General features: G+C 70.9%; 19 protein-coding genes. 5 read left to right on the top strand and 14 right to left on the bottom strand.

What is annotated here, in order from left to right; genetic code table 11:
- Positions 1-85: 85 nt before the first annotated feature.
- Positions 86-2,542, top strand: a complete 2,457-nt coding sequence (locus AC07AG_RS16400; RefSeq protein WP_478755777.1) for a glycoside hydrolase family 3 protein — start codon at positions 86-88, stop codon at positions 2,540-2,542.
- A 69-nt stretch (positions 2,543-2,611) separates the two neighbouring features.
- On the opposite strand, the gene AC07AG_RS16395 is transcribed toward AC07AG_RS16400, so the two are convergent.
- Both AC07AG_RS16395 and AC07AG_RS16390 read right to left on the bottom strand, forming a co-directional pair.
- On the bottom strand, positions 2,612-3,598 hold the full coding sequence (locus AC07AG_RS16395; RefSeq protein ID WP_478755776.1) for an aldose epimerase family protein: 987 nt from the start codon (positions 3,596-3,598) through the stop codon (positions 2,612-2,614).
- Positions 3,599-3,629: 31 nt separating this feature from the next.
- Positions 3,630-4,550 (bottom strand): SGNH/GDSL hydrolase family protein, encoded by a 921-nt coding sequence (locus tag AC07AG_RS16390; protein ID WP_478755775.1) that lies wholly within the window; start codon positions 4,548-4,550, stop codon positions 3,630-3,632.
- Positions 4,551-4,843: 293 nt separating this feature from the next.
- Here AC07AG_RS16390 and AC07AG_RS16385 point away from each other — a divergent pair, with 293 nt between their 5' ends.
- Positions 4,844-5,338, top strand: coding sequence for a DUF3145 domain-containing protein (locus AC07AG_RS16385; protein ID WP_478755774.1), 495 nt, complete (start codon positions 4,844-4,846; stop codon positions 5,336-5,338).
- Between the two features lie 60 nt (positions 5,339-5,398).
- Here AC07AG_RS16385 and fabF read toward each other — a convergent pair whose 3' ends face one another.
- From fabF to fasR, 5 genes are all read right to left on the bottom strand, one after another.
- Positions 5,399-6,661, bottom strand: coding sequence for a beta-ketoacyl-ACP synthase II (gene fabF, locus AC07AG_RS16380; protein WP_249590116.1), 1,263 nt, complete (start codon positions 6,659-6,661; stop codon positions 5,399-5,401).
- A gap of 70 nt (positions 6,662-6,731) precedes the next feature.
- On the bottom strand, positions 6,732-6,983 hold the full coding sequence (locus AC07AG_RS16375; RefSeq protein ID WP_190139683.1) for an acyl carrier protein: 252 nt from the start codon (positions 6,981-6,983) through the stop codon (positions 6,732-6,734).
- Positions 6,984-7,080: 97 nt separating this feature from the next.
- Entirely contained in the window at positions 7,081-8,112 is a 1,032-nt protein-coding gene (locus AC07AG_RS16370) for a beta-ketoacyl-ACP synthase 3 (protein WP_478755773.1), read from the bottom strand.
- A gap of 17 nt (positions 8,113-8,129) precedes the next feature.
- On the bottom strand, positions 8,130-9,077 hold the full coding sequence (locus tag AC07AG_RS16365) for an ACP S-malonyltransferase (RefSeq protein ID WP_478755772.1): 948 nt from the start codon (positions 9,075-9,077) through the stop codon (positions 8,130-8,132).
- An 89-nt stretch (positions 9,078-9,166) separates the two neighbouring features.
- Positions 9,167-10,306, bottom strand: a complete 1,140-nt coding sequence (gene fasR / locus AC07AG_RS16360; RefSeq protein ID WP_478756294.1) for a fatty acid biosynthesis transcriptional regulator FasR — start codon at positions 10,304-10,306, stop codon at positions 9,167-9,169.
- A 185-nt stretch (positions 10,307-10,491) separates the two neighbouring features.
- Here fasR and AC07AG_RS16355 point away from each other — a divergent pair, with 185 nt between their 5' ends.
- Complete coding sequence (locus AC07AG_RS16355) at positions 10,492-11,154, top strand: pirin family protein (RefSeq protein ID WP_478755771.1); 663 nt, start codon at positions 10,492-10,494, stop codon at positions 11,152-11,154.
- A gap of 42 nt (positions 11,155-11,196) precedes the next feature.
- Here AC07AG_RS16355 and AC07AG_RS16350 read toward each other — a convergent pair whose 3' ends face one another.
- Both AC07AG_RS16350 and AC07AG_RS16345 read right to left on the bottom strand, forming a co-directional pair.
- Positions 11,197-12,012: a serine hydrolase domain-containing protein gene (locus tag AC07AG_RS16350; RefSeq protein ID WP_478755770.1), complete on the bottom strand. Its 816-nt coding sequence runs from the start codon at positions 12,010-12,012 to the stop codon at positions 11,197-11,199.
- 19 nt (positions 12,013-12,031) lie between these two features.
- Positions 12,032-12,520, bottom strand: a complete 489-nt coding sequence (locus AC07AG_RS16345) for a GNAT family N-acetyltransferase (RefSeq protein ID WP_478755769.1) — start codon at positions 12,518-12,520, stop codon at positions 12,032-12,034.
- Positions 12,521-12,644: 124 nt separating this feature from the next.
- Here AC07AG_RS16345 and AC07AG_RS16340 point away from each other — a divergent pair, with 124 nt between their 5' ends.
- Both AC07AG_RS16340 and AC07AG_RS16335 read left to right on the top strand, forming a co-directional pair.
- Positions 12,645-13,202, top strand: a complete 558-nt coding sequence (locus AC07AG_RS16340) for a MerR family transcriptional regulator (RefSeq protein WP_478755768.1) — start codon at positions 12,645-12,647, stop codon at positions 13,200-13,202.
- 155 nt (positions 13,203-13,357) lie between these two features.
- The gene (locus tag AC07AG_RS16335) at positions 13,358-14,299 is read left to right on the top strand and encodes an aldo/keto reductase (protein ID WP_478756293.1); all 942 of its coding nucleotides are present in this window, start codon (positions 13,358-13,360) and stop codon (positions 14,297-14,299) included.
- Between the two features lie 110 nt (positions 14,300-14,409).
- Here the strand turns inward: AC07AG_RS16335 and AC07AG_RS16330 are convergent, their stop codons facing one another.
- The 5 genes from AC07AG_RS16330 to AC07AG_RS16310 all read right to left on the bottom strand — a co-directional run bounded on the left by AC07AG_RS16330 (position 14,410) and on the right by AC07AG_RS16310 (position 20,254).
- Positions 14,410-15,639, bottom strand: coding sequence for an acyltransferase family protein (locus tag AC07AG_RS16330; protein ID WP_478755767.1), 1,230 nt, complete (start codon positions 15,637-15,639; stop codon positions 14,410-14,412).
- The gene (locus AC07AG_RS16325; RefSeq protein ID WP_478755766.1) at positions 15,636-16,853 is read right to left on the bottom strand and encodes an alpha/beta hydrolase; all 1,218 of its coding nucleotides are present in this window, start codon (positions 16,851-16,853) and stop codon (positions 15,636-15,638) included. The genes AC07AG_RS16330 and AC07AG_RS16325 overlap by 4 nt, the downstream gene beginning before the upstream one ends.
- Positions 16,854-17,028: 175 nt before the next feature.
- Entirely contained in the window at positions 17,029-17,700 is a 672-nt protein-coding gene (locus tag AC07AG_RS16320; RefSeq protein ID WP_478755765.1) for a response regulator, read from the bottom strand.
- Positions 17,697-19,061, bottom strand: a complete 1,365-nt coding sequence (locus tag AC07AG_RS16315; RefSeq protein ID WP_478755764.1) for a sensor histidine kinase — start codon at positions 19,059-19,061, stop codon at positions 17,697-17,699. The genes AC07AG_RS16320 and AC07AG_RS16315 overlap by 4 nt, the downstream gene beginning before the upstream one ends.
- Positions 19,062-19,372: 311 nt before the next feature.
- Positions 19,373-20,254 (bottom strand): DUF4429 domain-containing protein, encoded by an 882-nt coding sequence (locus AC07AG_RS16310; RefSeq protein WP_478756292.1) that lies wholly within the window; start codon positions 20,252-20,254, stop codon positions 19,373-19,375.
- Between the last annotated feature and the right edge of the window lie 29 nt (positions 20,255-20,283).

Below are 20,283 nucleotides of genomic sequence, written 5' to 3'. Positions count from 1 at the left end.
CAGATCACGAAACCTACCGGTCTACAGGTAGCCGAGGCAGGATGGAGGGAACGTACGGAACGGACTTCAACGAGGAGGTACCGCCATGGCGGGAACCCAGGGCCCCGGAGCCACGCAGGCCGACCAGGCGCGCGAGGCGGTCGTGGAGACCGCGCTCGCCGCGCTCGATCTGGACGCCAAGGCCCGGCTGCTCGGCGGGCGCGACATGTGGTCGCTGCACGCCCTGCCCGAGATCGGCCTCGCGCCCCTGGTGATGTCGGACGGCCCGATCGGCGTGCGCGGCACCCGCTGGACCGCCGACGACCCCTCCATCGCCCTGCCGTCCCCGACCGCGCTCGCCGCCACCTGGGACCAGGACCTCGCCCGCCGCGCGGGCACCCTCCTCGCCCAGGAGGCGCGCCGCAAGGGCGTCCACGTCCTCCTCGCGCCCACCGTCAACCTGCACCGCTCGCCCCTGGGCGGCCGGCACTTCGAGGCGTACAGCGAGGACCCGTATCTCACCGGCGTCATCGGCACCGGCTACGTCCAGGGCGTGCAGTCGGGCGGTGTCGGCACGACCGTCAAGCACTTCGTCGCGAACGACGCCGAGACCGACCGCTTCACCGTGGACAACAAGGTCGGCGCGCGTGCCCTGCGCGAGCTGTACCTCGCGCCCTTCGAGGCCATCGTCGCCAATGCCCACCCCTGGGGCATCATGACCGCGTACAACCAGGTCAACGGCTCGACCATGACCGAGCACCGCTACCTGGTGAACGAAGTCCTGCGTGGCGAATGGGGCTTCGACGGCTTCAACGTCTCCGACTGGATGGCCGCCCGCTCCACCACCGGCACCATCGAGGGCGGCCTCGACGCCGCCATGCCGGGACCGCGGACGGTGTACGGCCAGGCGCTCGCCGAAGCGGTGCGCGCCGGCCAGGTCAAGGAGTCGACGGTCGACGACGCCGTGCGCAACGTCCTGCGTCTGGCCGCCCGCGTCGGCATCCTCGAAGGCGCCGAGCCCGTGGTCGCCGACGTCCCCGCCGAGATCGACGGCGAGGCACTCGCCCGCGAGATCGCCCGCCGCGCCTTCGTCCTCGTGCGCAACGAGAACGACGTGCTGCCGCTGGGCCCCGCCGCCTCCGTCGCCCTCATCGGCGCCGCCGCGCGCGACGCCCGCGTCCTGGGCGGCGGCTCCGCCACCGTCTTCCCCGCGCGCGTGATCTCCCCGCTCGACGGCCTGACGGCGGCGCTCGGCGAGGACACCCTGACGTACGCCGTCGGCGCCGATCCGAGCGACGAACTGGCCCCCGCGGACAAGGGGTTCGCGCTGCGCGCCGTCTGCCGCGACGACGACGGCAACGTCCTGGGCGAGGGCAACCTCCCCTCCGGCCAGGTCCAGTGGATCGGCGACGACCTGCCCGAGGGCGTCACCCACGAGACGATGGCCTCCATCGAGGTCGTCGGCACGTTCACACCGCGCGAGAGCGGCGAGCACTCCTTCGGCACGCGCGGTCTGGGCGACTTCACGCTCACCGTCGCCGGCGAGGTCGTCTTCGACGGGTCCGAGGTGATGGGCGCCGGGTCCGACCCCTTCGAGGCGTTCTTCGGCTCACCGGTCGAGCGCGCCAAGGTGCGTCTGACGGCGGGCGAGACCGTCGAGGTCTCCCTGCGCCACCCGCTCGACAAGACGTACGAGGCCCCGCTGCCCGGCGTCGTGTTCTCCTTCGTGCACCTGGGGCCGCGGCGTGACCCCGACGAGCTGATCGCGGAGGCCGTCGAGGCGGCGCGGGGCGCCGACACGGCGGTCGTGGTCGTCGCCACCACCGAGCGGGTCGAGTCCGAGGGCTTCGACCGGCAGGACCTGCGGCTCCCGGGCCGCCAGGACGAGCTGGTGCGAGCGGTCGCCGCGGCCAATCCCCGTACGGTCGTGGTCGTCAACTCCGGCTCCCCGGTGGAGCTTCCGTGGCGCGAGGACGTCGCGGCGGTGCTGCTCGGCTGGTTCCCCGGGCAGGAGGGCGGCGCGGCGCTCGCCGACGTGCTGCTCGGCGCGCGGGAGCCGGGAGGGCGGCTGCCCACGACCTGGGGTGCCTTCGCGGACGCCCCGGTCACCCGGGTCGGCCCGACCGACGGTGAACTCGCCTACACCGAAGGCGTGTTCATCGGCTACCGCGCCTGGGAGAAGGCACAGGCCACCCCCGCCTACGCCTTCGGCCACGGCCTCGGCTACACCGACTGGACGTACGAGTCCCTCGTCGTGGAGGGCACGACGGCCACGGTCCGCGTGCGCAACTCCGGCCCCCGCGCGGGCCGCGAGGTCGTCCAGGTCTATCTCGCCCCGGCCGCGCACGACGTCGAACGCCCGGCTCGCTGGCTCGCCGGATTCGCGGGCGTCGAGGCCGCCCCCGGAGAGAGCGCGGAGGTGCGGATCGAACTCCCGCGCCGCGCCTTCGAGATCTGGGACGAGTCCGCCAACGCCTGGGCGTACCAAGCCGGTTCGTACGAGGTGCAGGCGGGCCGCTCCATCGCCGACCGGCGGCTGAGCGAGACGATCGTCGCCTCGTAGAGGGCGCGGGGAACTGCGGGCCGGTCCCCACCGGCCCGCAGCTGATCTCACCGCACTCCCAGCGGAGCGCTAACGCACCGAGAAGCCGTACACCGTCTCCGACGCGTACACCCCACCCGGCCGCAGCACCGTGCTGGGAAACTCCGGCCGGTTGGGGGAGTCGGGGAAGTGCTGCGTCTCCAGGGCGATCCCGTCACCGGGGCCGAACGGCAGCGGCTCCTCGAAGTGGTCCGCCGTGTACAGCTGGAGGCCCGGCTCCGTCGTGGCGACGGTCAGCACCCGTCCGGATGCCGGGTCGCTCAGCTCCGCCACCTCGACCGGCCGCGCGGTGGCGCCCTTGTCCAGCACGTAGTTGTGGTCGATCCCGGCCCCGACCTTCCGCGAGGACCGGAAGTCGAAGCGCGTCCCGGCGACCTCCTCGTACGCCCCCGTGGGAATCTGCGCCCCGTCCGTCGGCGTGAGACGCTCCGCGTCGATCCGCAGCTCGTGCCCGCCGGCACCGCCGCTCCCGGCCCCGGCGAGGTTCCAGTACGTGTGGTTGGTGAGGTTCACGACCGTCGGCGCGTCGGTCGTCGCCTCGTACGCGATCCGCAGCGCCCCCGCCTCGTCCAGCGTGTACGTCGCCGACACCGCGAGCCGTCCGGGGTACCCCTCCTCGCCGTCCGGGCTCACCCGGGACAGCCGCACCCCGTGCTCGACCTCCGCCGCATCCCACACCCGCTTGTCGAATCCGGCCGCACCGCCGTGCAGCGCGTTCGGCTCGTTGTTCCGCGCCAGGCGGTGGGCCGTGCCGTCCAGCGTGAACGCGCCGCCCGCGATCCGGTTCGCGTACCGGCCCACCAGCGCCCCGAAGTACGGACCGGGATGATCGAGGTAGCCCTGGAGGTCGTCGAAGCCGAGAGCCACAGGATCGCGCCGTCCCGACCGGTCAGGAACTTCCGCCGACTGGATGATGCCGCCGTACGTCAGGACGCGTACGCGCACCCCGCCCCTTTCCAGGGTCCAGCGATGGACGGGCGTGCCGTCGGGGAGCGTCCCGAAGAGTTCACTGCGCATGATCGCGACCCTACGCCGGGCCGCCCGGACCTCAGGCCCCGGGATCCTTGGGATTCTTGGCCTTCACCTGCCGGTAGGCCAGCTCCGCGAGCCGCGACTGGCCGTTCTTGCTGGGGTGGAACCAGTCCCAGTGGCTCAACTGGTCGCCGTCGAAGCGGTAGTCGAAGACCGCCCCGCCGTCGTACCTGCAGCGCAGGTCCTTCGCGCACACGTCCTTGAGCACGTCGTTGTACGCGACCACGCGGCTTTGCACCGTGGCACGCCGCTGCGTCGCCGATGCGTCCAGGTCGTCCGGGTCCGCCAGCATCGAGGCACAGATGCCCAGCTTCCAGATCTGCTTGCCCAGCGCGTTGGTGCGCCCCTGGGACCAGAGCCGCTTCAGGTCCGGCACGGAGGTGACGTACACCTGGGTCTTGGGGAGCTCGCGCCGCAGCGTGCGCATCGCGTCCTCGAAGTCGGCGCGGAACTCGGCGACCGGGGTCATGGAATCCGCCGAGGGGCGGCAGGCGTCGTTCGCGCCCGCCATCACCGTGATGAGCTCGGGGCGCTTGAGCGCGGCCTGCTCGACCTGCCCGGGGAGATCCGTCATGCGGGCGCCGGTCTTCGCGTAGTTCCAGCTGTGCGTGGCGGCCCGCTCCTTGCCGAGCAGGCGCGTGGCGAGGCTGCGCACCTCGGAATCCGTGCCGGTCGCCCAGGACGCCTCGGGGCAGTCGGCCAGGACCGAGCAGGCGTCGAAGCCGCGGGTGATGGAGTCGCCGACGGCCGCCAGGGAGTTCGGGCTCGTGTCCCAGGTCGGGGTGGGCTTGGGGGACGGCTTGTCGTGCGCCGATGGTCCCTTGGGTGCGGGGGAGTCGCCGCCGGATGCGTCGCACGCGGTGAGCGCGGTGGCGCCGAGAAGAACCGCCGTCGCGGTGGCGACGGCGGCACGCGCGCGGTGCCTTCGGTTCCGCATCCCCAGGTCCCCTCTGTTGTCGTAGCCCGTCCTAGGCCGACCGCGCCGTTTCGGCGCCCCTGCGAGTGAATGGTGGGTGATTCCTGGCCTTGGGACCGACGGTACGTCACACTCCTTGTTCCGCCGCACGGTAGCCTCGCCACCCAGTGGCACCCTGCTCTTTCGGTTCCGCTAAATTACATCACGTCACATCTGTCCCGTTTTCGGGAGTTTCCCGAATTCGGGGCCACAACGCTCGGCACGGGCGCGAGGCCGCTGGGGAAGGCGAACCTCGACCCACACTGGAGGTCCCGGTGACGACACGTGGAGTTCTGTACGTGCACTCCGCACCGCGCGCGCTGTGCCCGCACGTCGAATGGGCAGTCGCGGGCGTACTCGGCGCGCGCGTCAACCTCGACTGGATCAGACAGCCCGCGGCACCCGGCAGCTGGAGATCCGAGTTCTCCTGGCGCGGTTCGGTGGGCACCGCGTCCAAGCTCGCCTCCGCCCTGCGCGGCTGGCAGCTGCTGCGCTTCGAGGTCACGTCGGAGCCGTGCTCCACGGCCGAGGGCGAGCGGTACAGCGCCACGCCCGAGCTCGGCATCTTCCACGCGGTCACCGGTATCCACGGCGACATCCTGATCCCGGAGGACCGCCTGCGCGCCGCCCTGGCCCGCTCCCAGCGGGGCGAGAGCAACCTGGAGGCCGAGCTGGCCAAGCTGCTCGGCAAGCCCTGGGACGACGAGCTGGAGCCTTTCCGGTACGCCGGTGAGGGCGCTCCGGTGCGGTGGTTGCACCAGGTCGTGTGATGCGTACGCGAAGGGGCCCCCACCAGGCGGTGGGGGCCCCTTCGGTTACGTACGGCCGGTTCAGACGGTCCTGAACGCCAGGACGACGTTGTGGCCGCCGAAGCCGAACGAGTCGTTCAGCGCCGCGATCCTGCCCTCGGGCAGTGCGCGGGCCTCGTCGCGGATGACGTCCGCGTCGACCTCGGGGTCGAGGTTCTCGATGTTGATCGTCGGCGGGGCGATGCGGTTCTTCAGCGCGAGGACCGTGGCCACGGTCTCCACGCCGCCCGCGCCACCGAGCAGGTGACCGGTCATCGACTTCGTGCTGGAGATCGCCATGTGGTCGACGTCGTGGCCGAACGCCTTGCGCAGCGCCTTGATCTCGGCGACGTCACCCTGCGGCGTCGAGGTCGCGTGCGCGTTCACGTGCACGATCTCGGCGGGCTTGAGGTCCGTCGTGTCGATGAGGTTCTGCAGCGCCGCCGCGATGCCGTTGCCGGACGGCTCGGGCTGCGTGATGTGGTGGGCGTCGGCCGAGATGCCCTGGCCGACGGCCTCCGCGTAGATCTTCGCGCCGCGGGCCTTGGCGTGCTCCTCGGACTCGAGGACGATCACGCCGGCGCCCTCGCCGAGCACGAAGCCGTTGCGGTCGACGTCGTAGGGGCGCGAGGCGCCCTGCGGGTCGTCGTTGTTCTTGGACATCGCCATCATGTTGCCGAACGCGACGATCGGCAGCGGGTGGATCGCCGCCTCCGTGCCACCCGCGACGACGACGTCGGCGCGGCCGGTGCGGATCATCTCGATCGCGTAGCCGATGGCCTCGGCGCCCGAGGCGCACGCCGAGACGGGGGTGTGCACGCCCGCGTGGGCGCCCAGCTCGATGCCGACGTTGGCCGCCGGGGAGTTGGGCATCAGCATCGGCACGGTGTGCGGGGAGACGCGGCGTACGCCCTTCTCCTTGAGCACGTCGTACTGGTCGAGCAGGGTGGTCACGCCGCCGATGCCGGAGGCGATGACCGCGCCGAGACGGTCGGGGTCCACGGACGTGTCCTCGCCCGCCTTCGCGGTGTACCCCGCGTCGGCCCAGGCCTCCTTGGCCGCGATCAGCGCGAACTGCGCCGAACGGTCAAGCTTGCGGGCCTGCGGACGCGGAATGACCTCGCCGGGCTCGACCGCGATCTGGCCCGCGATGCGGACCGGAAGCTCGGCCGCCCAGTCCTGTTCGAGAAGACTGACACCGGAACGGCCCGCGAGCAGGCCTTCCCAGGTCGAGGCTGCGTCGCCACCCAGCGGTGTGGTTGCGCCGATACCGGTGACGACCACGGTGCGATTGGTCGAGTTCACAGGAAAATTCTCCACGGTGTTGAGGGGATCAGCGGCGCCACCGCCGGGTGGCGACAGCAGAGCAGCCTGGTCAGGCGGCCTGGTGCTCGAGGATGTACTTGGTCGCGTCGCCGACCGTCTTGAGGTTCTTGACGTCGTCGTCCGGGATCTTGACGTCGAAGCGCTCTTCGGCGGCGACGACGACCTCGACCATGGACAGCGAGTCGACGTCCAGGTCGTCGGTGAAGGACTTGTCCAGCTGGACGTCCTCGACCGGGATGCCGGCGATCTCGTTCACGATCTCGGCGAGACCGGCGACGATCTCTTCCTGAGTGGCGGCCATGTTGGCGCTCCTTCTATGTATCCAGAGGGTGTGGCGCCCGCCGCGGCAGCGGCAGGTTGGTTAAAGCCGTACGGATCGGGTGATCCGTACGTGATGCCTAGGGGAGGGTAACGACCGTGGCGGCGTACACGAGGCCCGCCCCGAAGCCGATGACGAGCGCGGTGTCGCCGCTCTTCGCCTCGCCGGTCGCCAGAAGCCGCTCCATCGCGAGCGGAATCGAGGCTGCCGACGTGTTGCCGGTGGTGCGCACGTCACGGGCGACCGTGACGTGTTCCGGCAGTTTCAGAGTCTTCACCATCGAGTCGATGATCCGCTCGTTGGCCTGATGCGGAATGAAGACATCCAGGTCGTCCGCGGTGATCCCGGCCGCGTCCAGCGCCTGCTGGGCGACCTTCGCCATCTCGAACACGGCCCAGCGGAAGACCGCCTGGCCTTCCTGCGTGATCGCAGGGAACTTGATGTTGCCCTCGCTGTCGAGCGGCAGCTTCGAGACATCGCCGACGTGGAACTCGTTCCACGCCACCGTCTGCTTGATGGTCTCGGACTTGTCGCCCTCGCTGCCCCAGATCGTGGGGCCGATCTGCGGCTCCTGGGACGGGCCGACGATCACGGCGCCCGCGCCGTCACCGAACAGGAAGGCCGTCGCGCGGTCCTCCAGGTCGGTGAGGTCGCTCAGCCGCTCGACGCCGATGACCAGGACGTACTCCGCGCTGCCCTCGACGATCATGCCCTTGGCGAGCGTCAGGCCGTAGCCGAAGCCCGCGCAGCCGGCGGAGATGTCGAACGCGGCGGGCTTGCCCGCGCCGATCTTGTCCGCGATCTCGGTCGCGATGGCGGGGGTCTGCTTGAAGTGCGAGACGGTCGACACGACGACCGCGCCGATCTGCTCCGGGGTGATGCCCGCGTCGGCGATCGCCTTGCCGGACGCCTCGACGGACATCGCGGCCACGGTCTCCTCGTCGGAGGCCCAGTGGCGGGTCGCGATGCCGGAGCGGGAGCGGATCCACTCGTCGGACGAGTCGATCGTCTCGAGGATCACCTCGTTGGGCACGACACGAGTCGGGCGGTAGCCGCCGACACCCATGATGCGCGCGTACGGGGCGCCCTTACTGGGCTTGATCTTCGGCATGCTCTCCTGGCTCCTTCTCAGGCACCCGCCGCGTCGGCGGCGGATGCGGTGTCGGCGATGAGCTCACGAGCGGCTTCGAGGTCGTCGGGTGTCTTGAGGGCCACCGTCCGGACACCGGGCAGGGCGCGCTTGGCGAGACCGGTCAGTGTGCCACCGGGGCACAGCTCGATCATCGCCGTGGCACCGAGTTCCTTGAACGTCTCCATGCACAGGTCCCAGCGCACCGGGTTGGCCACCTGGCCGACCAGGCGGGCCAGGACGTCCGTGCCGGTCGCCACGGCCTGGCCGTCGCGGTTCGAGACGTACGTCAGCTTCGGGTCGGCCGGGTCGAGGGCCTTGGCGGCCTCCTCGAGCGTGGCGACCGCGGGAGCCATGTGGTGCGTGTGGAACGCGCCCGCGACCTTCAGCGGCACGACGCGACGGACGCCCTCGGGCTTGTCGTCGGCGAGCGCCGCGATCTGCTCCGCGGTGCCCGCGGCGACGATCTGCCCCGCGCCGTTCACGTTCGCCGGCGTCAGGCCGAGCTTCTCCAGGTGCGGGATGGTGACCTCGGGGTCGCCGCCGAGCAGCGCCGCCATGCCGGTCTCCGTGACCGCGGCGGCGTCGGCCATGGCCAGACCCCGGGTGCGGACGAGACGGAGCGCGGCGTCGTCGCTGAGCACACCGGCATAGGCGGCTGCGGTGATCTCGCCGACGCTGTGTCCCGCGACCGCGCCGGGCTTGTTCGCGGCCAGGGCGTCACTGAGTGCCGCGGCGGAGAGCAGACCGGCGGCCACCAGCAGGGGCTGGGCCACGGCGGTGTCGCGGATCGCGTCCGCGTCGGCCTGCGTGCCGTAGTGGGCAAGGTCCAGGCCGATGGCGTCCGACCAAGCCCCGAGGCGGTCGGCCGCGCCGGGGAGTTCGAGCCAGGGAGTCAGGAAGCCGGGCGTCTGAGCGCCTTGGCCGGGAGCGACGAGTACGAGCACTCTCACACTCTCTCTTGTGGGCGGTGCATGCCGCCCGTGGGGACAGGGACGAAGAACCGCTGGGGGAATTGTAGGGGGTCGACAAAATCCTACGGTTGGAGATCTCCGTCGGCCAGACGCCCCAGGATCAGCGCGATCCGCAGCGTGAATGCGGAGCGTACGTCCGATGGCGACCAGCCGGTGACGTCAGTCACACGTCGCAGCCGGTAGCGCACGGTGTTGGGGTGCACGAAGAGCATCCGGGCGGCGCCTTCGAGGCTACTGGCCTGCTCCAGATAGACGCTGAGAGTCTCCAGGAGCGCGGAGCCCGCTACCTCCAGTGGTCTGTAGATCTCCTCCACCAACTGGTCGCGCGCGGCCGGATCGCTCGCGATCGCGCGCTCCGGCAGGAGATCGTCCGCGAGGACGGGACGCGGGGCGTCCTGCCAGGCGGCGCACGCCTTGAGCCCGGCGGCCGCGGCCTGCGCGGACCGGGTGGCGGCGAGCAGGTCGGGGACGATGGGCCCGGCGACGACGGGACCGGCCGCGTACGGACCGATCAGACCCTTCGCGACCTGCAGCGGATTGTCGCTGCCGCCCGCGATGACGACCAGGCGGTCGCCGAGCACCCCGGTCAGGACCTGGAGCTTGGCGTGCCGGGCGGCGCGGCGGATGGCTTCGACGGTGAGCTCGCTGTCGCCGTCGGGTGCCGTGCCCAGGACGACGCAGACGTGCTCGGGGGAGTTCCAGCCGAGCGCGGCGGCCCGGCTCACCGCCCCTTCGTCGGCTTCGCCGGAGAGCACGGCGTTCACGACGAGCGACTCGAGGCGGGCGTCCCAGGCACCGCGTGCCTCGGCGGCCTGCGCGTAGACCTGCGCGGTGGCGAAGGCGATCTCGCGGGCGTAGACGAGGAGCGCCTCGCGGAGGATGGACTCGTCGCCGGGGGCCGCGACCTCGTCGATCGCGGACTCCATCACCTCGATCGTCGTACGCACCATCTCGACGGTCTGGCGCAGGGTGATCGCCCTGGTCAGCTCGCGCGGGGCGGTGCCGAAGACGTCGGTGGAGATGGCCTGGGGGGCGTCGGGGTGGCGGAACCACTCGGTGAAGGCGGCGATGCCGGCCTGCGCCACCAGGCCGATCCAGGAGCGGTTCTCCGGAGGCATCGCCCGGTACCAGGACAGCGTCTCGTCCATGCGCGCGATGGCCTGCGCCGCGAGGCTGCCGGCCGACTGCTCCAGGCGCTTCAGCGTGGCTGAGTGCGCGTGGGCCTTCCGGTGCGCGTCCTGACGGGCGGCCTCCTCGTGGCGCGCGGCTTCCTCGTGGGCTGCCTGATGGGCGTCCGGGCGGGCTTCGTTCGCAGAGGGTTCGGGCACGGGGACAAGACTGCCTTATCGGGACGGGGGCGTGCGGTGCCGGGTCTAACGTGGGGTGTGTGATTGATGTACGGCGCTCCGGCGATCGGTACCGCGGCGGGGAGCCCGGTGCCGGTATCGAGACCTTCCACGCCTTCTCCTTCGGGCCGCACTACGACCCGGACAACCTCCGCTTCGGCGCGGTCCTGGCCTGCAACGAAGAGCGTCTCGCACCGGGCGCGGGCTTCGACGAACACCCGCACAGCCACACCGAGATCGTGACCTGGGTGGCGCAGGGCGAGCTGACCCACCGCGACTCGGCCGGGCACGCGTCGGTCGTGGGCCCCGGGGACGTCCAGCACCTGAGCGCGGCCGGCGGTGTCCGCCATGTGGAACGCAACGACGGCGAGGCCCCCTTGATCTTCGTCCAGATGTGGCTGTCCCCCCTGAAGCCCGGCGGCGAACCGTCCTACGAGGTGGTCCACGGCATCGCGGACTCGACTCCGTACGCGGTCCCCGCGGCGGGCGCGCTCCTGCACGTCCGGCGACTCGGCGCGGGCGAGCGCACCGCGATCCCGGACGCCCCCTTCGCGTACGTCCACGTGGTACGCGGCGAAGTCCACCTGGGCGGCGAGCAGTTGGCCGCGGGGGACGCGGCGCGGATCACGGCCGCGGAGGACTTGGAGGCGGTGGCCACGCGGGAGGGTGCGGCGGAGATGCTGGTGTGGGAGATGGCCGGGTGAGCGTGAAGCCAGGGTCGCCACAAGGCCCCCGGCCTTGTCCCCTCAGATCTCGGCAAGCACCGCGTCGGTGAACGGGGGCCACGCCTCGACGGCCCACGGCCCGAACGCCCGGTCCGCCAGAGCGACACACGCCGCCCCCGCGTCGGGATCGACCCAGAGGAACGTCCCGGCCTGCCCGAAGTGTCCGAACGTCCGAGGTGACGAGGAACTCCCCGTCCAGTGCGGCGACTTGGAGTCCCGAATCTCGAACCCGAGCCCCCAGTCGTTGGGACTCTGATGCCCGTACCCGGGAAGCACACCCTTGAGCCCCGGATGCACCACGGACATAGCCTCCGCCACCGTCCGCGGATCGAGCAACCGCGGCGCCTGCACCTCGGCGGCGAACTTCACCAGGTCATCGACCGTGGAGACCCCGTCCTTGGCGGGCGAAGCGTCCCCGTCGAGCGAGGTGGCCCCCATCCCCAACGGCTCGAGCACGGCCTGTCGCAGATACTCCCCGAAGGGAATGTCCGTCGCCTTGGCGACGTGATCCCCGAGCACCTCGAACCCCGCGTTCGAGTACAGCCGCCGCGTCCCGGCAGGCGCCGTCACCCGGTGCTCGTCGAACGCCAGCCCGCTGGTGTGCGCAAGGAGGTGCCGCACGGTCGACCCCTCGGGCCCGGCGGGCTCATCGAGCTCGACGGCCCCCTCTTCGTACGCCACGAGCACCGCGTACGCCGCCAGCGGCTTGGTCACCGAAGCGAGCGCGAAACGGTGCCCGGTGGGCCCGTGCGCCCCGACGACCGTGCCGTCCGCGCGGACGACGGCGGCGGCAGCGGTGGGGACCGGCCAGTTCTCGATCAACGCCAGGCTCTGCATACGTACGAGCCTAAGCGCCCTACAGGCTCAACCGCATCGAGGGGTCGGGCTTGCGCACAAAGCCGAGCGAGGCGTACAACGGCTCCGCCTCCGCCGACGCATTGAGATCGACGCTCCCCGCACCATGCTCCCGGAACCAGTCGAGGAGCACCTCCATGCAGGCCCGCGCATACCCACGCCGCCGCTGATCCGGATCGGTGGCGACGCTGAACACGCAGCCCATGACGCCCCGCGGATTGCCCGCCCGCCCGATGCGGTACTCCAGCGTCCCCACCACAAGCGCCGCGAGCTTCCCGGGGCGGCCGGGACGGTCGACGACGAAGGCGGCGAAGTTGCCCTCCGGATCGGCCAGTTTGTCCCGCAGGACAGGAAGGGACTCGGCATGCCAGCTGGTGTCGGACTCGGTGGCGGCCGCCGAGCCGGTGGCGAACATCGAGTCGATCATCACCTGCCGCAGCCTGATCAGTTCCTCGACATCGTCCGGCGTGGCGCGACGCACAACACTCATGATCGGCACCGTAGTCACCACGCGAAGCGTCGTCCTCCGATTTTCCCAGGGTTTGCTTCCGTCACATTATTTCCTCCCGGTTCTGCTTGCTTAGAGCGCACTCCAAGGTTCTAGCTTGGTGGTCATGACGGTGATGGAGACCGAGACCACCCGCACACAGGACCCCGCACGGGCCGTGCCCGCAGTACCGGGGGGTACTGCCGGTGCTGCCGGCGTTGCCGAGAGCACCGACAGCACCGACGGCGCCGACACCAAGGCGGACGCCTGCGCCTCGGCACCCACCGCGCACCCCCGCCCGAGCGGACAGGACCACTACACGATCAGCGAGGTCGTCGCCTTCATCGGCCTGACCGCACACACCCTGCGCTGGTACGAGCGAATCGGCCTGATGCCCCACATCGACCGCTCCCACACGGGCCAGCGCCGCTACCGCAACCGCGATCTGGACTGGCTCACCTTCGTCGGCAAGCTCCGCCTGACCGGCATGCCGGTCGCGGACATGGTCCGCTACGCCGAGCTGGTGCGCGAGGGCGACCACACCTTCACCGAGCGCCATGAACTCCTCGAACAGACCCGCCGCGACGTCTGCACCCGCATAACGGAGCTCCAGGACACGCTCGCCGTGCTCGACTACAAGATCAACTTTTACGCTGACGCCCGCCCGGCGTCGGAGAGGCCCTGAAACCGATGACCGCAGAGACGCCCAAGACCTCCCAGACCCTCCAGACCCCCGAGCCGGCTGCGACGACCGGCACCGCCGGCACGACTCCCGACCCGATCGCGAAGGTGCAGCTCGGGACGGACGGCCCGGAGGTCGGCGTCCAGGGACTCGGCTGCATGGGCATGAGCTTCGCCTACGGCCCCACCGACGCCGAAGAGGCCAGGGCGACCCTGGAGCGAGCCCTCGACCTGGGCGTCACCTTCTACGACACCGCCGACGCCTACGCCGCCGGTGAGAACGAGAAGTTCCTCTCTCCCTTCCTCAAGGCACACCGTGACGAGGTCGTCCTCGCCACCAAGTTCGCCCTGGCCATCGACCCGAACGACTCGACCAAGCGGATCATCAACAACGACCCCGCGTACATCCGCGCCTGCATCGACGCCAGCCTCCAGCGCCTCGGCGTGGACGTCATCGACCTCTACTACATGCACCGCCGCAGCCCGGAGGTGCCGATCGAGGAAACCGTCGGTGTGATGGCCGAGCTGGTCGCCGCGGGCAAGGTCAAGCACCTCGGCCTCAGCGAGGTCACCGGCCCCGAACTCCGCGCCGCCCACGCTGTCCACCCCATCGCCGCCCTCCAGTCGGAGTGGTCGCTCTTCAGCCGTGACATCGAGCAGGGCGTGGTCCCCGTCGCCGCCGAACTCGGCGTCGCCCTCGTCCCCTACTCCCCGCTCGGCCGCGGCTTCCTCACCGGCTCGTTCGTCAGCGCCGACAAGGAGCTCGGCGAGGGCGACTTCCGCCGCCAGCAGCCCCGCTTCACCGGCGACAACGCCGCCGCCAACGCTGCCCTCCTCGAGCCCGTCCGCACGGTCGCCGACGCCCATGGAGCGAGCCTCGGCCAGGTCGCCCTCGCCTGGGTCCAACAGCAGGCCCAGGCCCACGGACTGGCCGTCGTCCCCATCCCCGGCACCCGCAAGCGCACCCGCGTCGAGGAGAACACCGCGGCCACCCGCCTCGAACTCACCTCCTCCGAACTCGCCCTGCTGGACCCCATAGCCGCCCAGGTCGCAGGCGACCGCTACGCCGACATGACCTTCACTTCGGCGGGCCGCGAGTAACGAGTAGCGGGCAGCGGGCAGTGAGCAGCGGGCTGTCGGCTCCGCAGGGTGGGGGCGTGGGGGAGTGGGGGCATGGGGGCATGGGGGAGGTGCCCACGCGCTCCCGCTGGTCACGCCAGCCCCAGCGCGAAGACCGCGAACCCGGCCGCCAGGAGCCCGGTGAGCGCCCGGCGCGCGTACGTGGCCCGCTTCCACGGAGCCTCGAAGCCGCGGGTGTAGCGGCCTATCAGCAGCAGGAGCGCCCCGAAGACCGGAAGCCAGGCGATCCGGGCGGCTATCCAGCCCCAGGTGTCCGGGCCCGCCGTCAACCCTGGCACCGTGCCGCCGAGGAACGAGCCGGGCATGGCCGCTGCGAGCATCGCCGTCTGGTGCCAGCACAGGATCGTCATCGCCGACAGGTTGATCACGACGACCGGCGCCCACAGGGCAGGCCTGCGCAGCAACTTGCCGATCCGCTCGCGCAACAGGATCGCCGCACCGCTCTGCGCGGCGGCCAGCGCCAGGACCAGCAGCGACGGGGGATGCGAATTCGTCCGCGCCTCACCAGGGACGCCGACCATCGATGCCGGATAGTGAAGGACGAGCAGCAGCGCGGCGAAGAGGGCTGTCCCTCCGACGAGCAGCAGCCACGCACCGCGCCTGCCCAGCTTCTTCTCGCCCCAGCTGACGCCCAGTTGATAGGCGAACATCCAGCCGGGCAGCAGATTCAACAGGCTCAGCCAGGACGGCATGGCGTCCCCGAACGGGCCGTAGCGCAGGAAGTCGACGACTGCGACCGAGCCGAGCAGTGGCGCCGCGGCCCAGGCACCGAGCCGCTCGGCCGCCCTGATGCACCATGGGGTGAGCGCGGTGATCACCGCATAGATCCCGACGAACCACAGCGGCTGAATCACCAGCGTGGAGCCCGTACGCAGTGTCGTGCCCGGCACTCCCATCGCGTACAGCACCGGGATCAACGCGGCCCAGACGGCCGTCACTCCGAGGACCGGACGACCGAGCCGCGCCACCCGCCCGCGAAGCCAACGCCCGGTCGACTCGCCGCGCGCCGCAGCCCGGCGATACGAAAGGACGGAGGCATAGCCGCCGACCAGGAAGAAGATGCCCAGCATCTGCAGCACCCAGCTGAGCGGCGCGAAGAATCCGAACGAAGCCAGAGGACTGGCATTGTGCAGCGCGCCGCCCGCGTCGAGGGTGAATCCGCCGAGCAGCCAGTGCCCGGTCGGCACGGCGAGCAGGGCGAGCGCACGCAGCCCGTCTATGGCCCGGTCACGATGGGCGGGGGTCTTGGCGTCGATCGCCGACGCCGTTCTGCGCAGGGTGGTCAGTGGGGTGAGGCTCATGGCCGCTCTCCGATCGGGCGGGCGTCGGCGGCAGGCGCAGTCGCGGCGGTGCCGTTGTCCGGCGTGCCGTGGGCAGTGCTCTCCGCGATGGAGGCGAAGGCCTTGAGGGAATCGGTCCCCGGGGCGAAGTAGCCGGTGTGGCCCTCGGCTCGCTCCGCGGGAACCCGTCGGGCGCCGAATCCCGGGTCGGCCGGGTCCTCGCCATGGCCGAGGCCGAACAGCTCGACGTTCGGCACGTCACCGATCCAGTCGCTGTCGTCCTTGGCCGCCCAGACGCGGGCGGAGGTGTGCAGATCGGCCACGCTGTCCGCACGCATGCCGGGGGAGCCGAGCACCACCAGGTCGGACGCCGTCAGTCGTGGAGCCGCCAAGCCGCACACCACGGAGCCGTAGCTGTGGCAGAACACCGCGGGGCGTGGGGCGCCCGAGGCTGTCAGGCCCTGCACGAACCGCGCGAGCCGGGGCGCGCCGGCCTCCGCGAGCCGTCCCGTCGCGGCGTCGGGGCCGAGGCCGACCGGAGTGGTGTACCCGACCCAGGCCACCACGGCTGTGTCGTTGCCCGCCGCGGCGTGCAGGGAGCGAGCCATCCCGGCCGGAGTGCCGTACTCGTCGTTCGAGCGGTCGAAGGTGCTCAGATCTATGTCGGATCCCGGCACGACAACGGACACGTGCTTGGCGCTCGCCAAGTCGCCGTAGACCGCGGCCACTTGTCCTCTGCCGCGCGGATCGAAGGCGAGTATCTGGCGATCGGGGCTCAGGAGCTGTTCGTAACGTGCGACGAGGGACCGGGCCCGCTCGTGGTCCTGCAGGGTGAGGCTGGGGTCGCTCACGCGGGCCCGCTCGCGGGCGCGCTCGGCTTTCAGGTAAAGGGAGTTGGCCTCGAACCGCAGGGCGGTCGGGGCGCCGTCCAGATTGCCGACGACCGAGGGGTGCCGAGTGACCAGACCGTGCTGCTGCGCCTCGCTCAACGAGTCGAAGAACGCGGCGACTCGGGCGGGGGACGCGGTCGCCGGATCCGGCAGCCGAACCCCCCACGTATGGTCCGCGCGCCAGGCCTGCGTGCCCGGTGGCGGGCCCGTGAGCGGCTGCTGTTCATTGCCGACGGCCCAACCGGCCGTGCCGGCCACGATCGTCGTCGTGAGCGCCGCGGCGATCAGCGTCCGCTTGCTGCGGGTCTTCCAGCCCCCGCGGGCTTTCCAAGAACGAAGGCGCATGGCCCGTCTCCCTCCCCATCTCGTGGCACGCTCCGGCGTGACGAGGGGAAAAGTAGGGAGACGGTGCCCCGCGGCACCTCACACTGGGGAGCCAACTCGCAGGTGATACCGGGGTATGTGGAGTTCATACCGCGGTATGGGAGTGAGGGCGGGCGAGAGGGCTTGGGCGAGAGGTCTACTGCTCTCCGGGCGTGATCAGGCCGGACTCATAGGCGAAGATCACGGCCTGTGCGCGGTCCCGCAGGTCCAACTTCGAGAGGACCTTGCCGATATGGGTCTTCACCGTCTGCTCGGCGAGGACCAGATGTTCGGCGATCTCCTGGTTGGACAGGCCGCGCGCGATGAGCACCAGTACCTCGGTCTCACGCGGAGTCAGGCCGTTCAGCCGCAGCGACTGGTCATTGCGTGGCCGCTGCTTGGCGAAGTCCGTGATCAGGCGGCGCGTCACCGACGGAGCGAGCAGAGCGTCGCCCGCCGCCACCACGCGTACCGCCGAGATCAGATCGGCGGGCGGGGCGTCCTTGAGGAGGAAGCCCGAGGCTCCGGCGCGCAGCGCCTCGTACACATAGTCGTCCACGTCGAAGGTGGTGAGCATCAGCACCTTCGGCACGTGCACCACCCCGGGCGGCGGGTCCAACAGGGCGCGCGCCGCGACGAGTCCGTCCATCTCCGGCATCCGGACGTCCATCAGGACGACATCGGGATGGGTCTTGCGGCTCACCTTGACTCCGACCTTGCCGTTCGGAGCCTCGCCCACGACGTCGATGTCGCTCTGGGCCGCAAGGAGTGCGGCGAACCCGGCCCGCACCATGTTCTGGTCATCGACGATGATCACGCGGATGGTCATGCGGATCCGGAGTCCTTTTTCAGGAGGGGGAGTTGGGCCGCCACACGGAAGCCACCGTCGGGCAGCGGCCCGGCGTCGACCGTGCCGCCGACCAACCGTACGCGTTCGCGCATGCCGACGAGTCCGTGACCTGTTCCGCTGTGCTCCAATGAGTCGGGTGTCTCGGTGGGTGGGCCGTTGACCACGAGAATCAGCAGATGCTCCTCGTCCAGGGTCACGGTGATGGTGGTGTGCGCTCCCGGCGCGTGCCGCATCACGTTCGACAGGGCTTCCTGGACGATGCGGTATGCGGAAAGGTCGACGGCCGGTGTGACGTCGGCCAGCTGCGTGAGCACCGACAGTTCAGGGCGGGACAGATCGATCGGTATGCCGGCGCGCACCGTCGCTTCCACCAGATGCGGCAGCCTGCTGAGCCCGGGCTGCGGGGACCGCTCACCCGGTGTGCCCTCACTGCGCAGCACCGCGAGCAGCCGTCGCATCTCGGTGAGGGATTCACGGGCGCTGGCTGCGATGCTCCCGAACTCCTCACGTGCCGCGTCCGGAAGGCCGTCGAGGCGGTAGGGCGCGGAGTCGGCCTGGACCGTGATCACCGACATGTGGTGGGCAACGACATCGTGCAACTCCCGGGCGATGCGGGCCCGTTCCTCGAGGAGGGTGCGCTGGGCGCGCTCGGCCTCGCTGATGGTCTCCTGCTCGACGAGTCTGCGCTGTGCGTCGCCACGCTCACGGAGCAAGGCGCCGAGCAGCAGCGCGACACCGCTCAGCACGATCAGCAGCACGCTGGTGTCCTGGCCGCCGTCGTCGCGGAACGCACCGAGGACGAGGCTCACGACGACGGTGACGAGCCAGATGCCCAGGAGTGTGCGGCGGCTCTCGCGCAGGGACAGCAGGAGACACACGACCACGTAACCCACGATGATCATGGCCGTCCAGGGAGCGGGCCGGTCGTGGCCCACGGACAGTGTCACGATCGCCCCGAAGACATCCGCGACGATCATGATGCACCAGGCGGCCAGCGGACGGCTGACCGCCAGCAGCAGCGGTGCGGCCTGGGCGACACCCAAGGCGCCCGCCAGGCCGCCGTTCACCCCGTAGTCGTTCGTCAGTACCTGGGTGGTGACGGGGATGAGTGCCGCGACGAAGGCCAGCGCGGCGATCATGGGCAGCAGCCGCATCCAGCGCTTGGGCGCCCGGGCGAGGAGGGGCTCGGTCCGCCCCGCGGGCGTCGAGAGGAAGGCCCCTGTCCTGCCGAGCCCTTCGCGGACGCCCGCGGTCGCACGCTGAAGGGTGACCCCACGCCTGTCCGGCTCGGCGGCCGGTGTGCGGGGATCCTGGTCCGGTGGTGTCGATGAGCTGCTCATGGCCTGATCAGCGTAGACATGGCGCACGCCGTACGCCGTCGTACCGCGGAGCTGACCTGCACCTCATACCCGGGTAGGAACCCGGCTTCTCGCGATACCCAGGTATGACCCACGACCCGTAACCCCATGACTCACAGCTCGTGACCCACGACCCGTAACTCCAAGACTCACAGCTCATGACCCACGACCCGTAACCCGATGACCCGCGGACCACGATTCTCCAGCCCAGCCCAGCCCAGCCCAGCCCCCAGGCCCAGCCCGACTCCGCCCAGCCCGACCCCGCCCGGCCAGGCAGCGCCCCCCCGGCCGGGTCACAGCTCCGCCAGCAGCTCAGCCTTCTTCGTGGTGAATTCCTCGTCGGTGAGCAGACCCGCCTGGTGCAGCTCACCGAGGTGCCGGATGCGTTCCGCGATGTCCGCCGGGTCGCGGCGGGTCACCGGGGCGGTGCCCGGGACCGTGCCGGGCGTCAGGGCCGGACCCGATGCCCGCACCGCGGCGAGGACCGACGCCGCGAACGGCAGCGATTCGTGAACCGGGCCGTATCCGAGGCCGAAGACGACGGCCGCGGGGTCCTGGTCCGCCTGCGCGGGCTGGGCGAGCGGGGTCTCACGGCGCAGCAGCCGGAGATGCCCCTCGAAGACCTCGGGGGAGCGCCACTCGACGCCGCTCAGGTCCGTGACCAGGAAGCTCTGGTCGCCGGCTTTCCACTTCGCGGACGAGGCGCCCGTCCAGAACCACCGGAAGGCCACCGACTTGCCGTCGAAGGACGCCTTCCCGTCGTACGCCTTGAACTGCAGCGGAATCTCCGGTGCGGCGACCAGGTAGCGGTCCGGCGGCCCGCAGTCACCCTGATTGATCTGCGCCCGCAGCTCGTCCGCGTAGTACTCGGCCAGCGTCTCGCGCTCAGCGGGCAGCACGAGCCGATACGGGTCGCAGCCGTCCTTGAGCTGGCCCGCGGCCGCCTCCATCAGGGGATCCGCCCCCGGTCTCGGCACGGCGTGCAGGACGACCGTCCCTCGCTTGCCGGGAGTAAGAGTCACCGCCGCGATCGCCTCGTGCGGGATGCGGCGTTCGCCGAGCGCCTGAAGGAGCTTCGGCGTGCGGATCCCCCGTTCGAAGCGGATGAGCACGGAGTCGGACTCGAACTCCCAGGCGGCATGAAATCCGGCCAGTACGTCACCCATGCGGCTCATCGTAGGCGGCACGCGCGCCTCCGTCCCTC

The organism is Streptomyces sp. NPDC044044 (genome assembly GCF_056434405.1).
The sequence above is the reverse complement of the archived record's forward strand: the minus strand, read 5'-3'. Positions and strand labels throughout refer to the sequence as shown.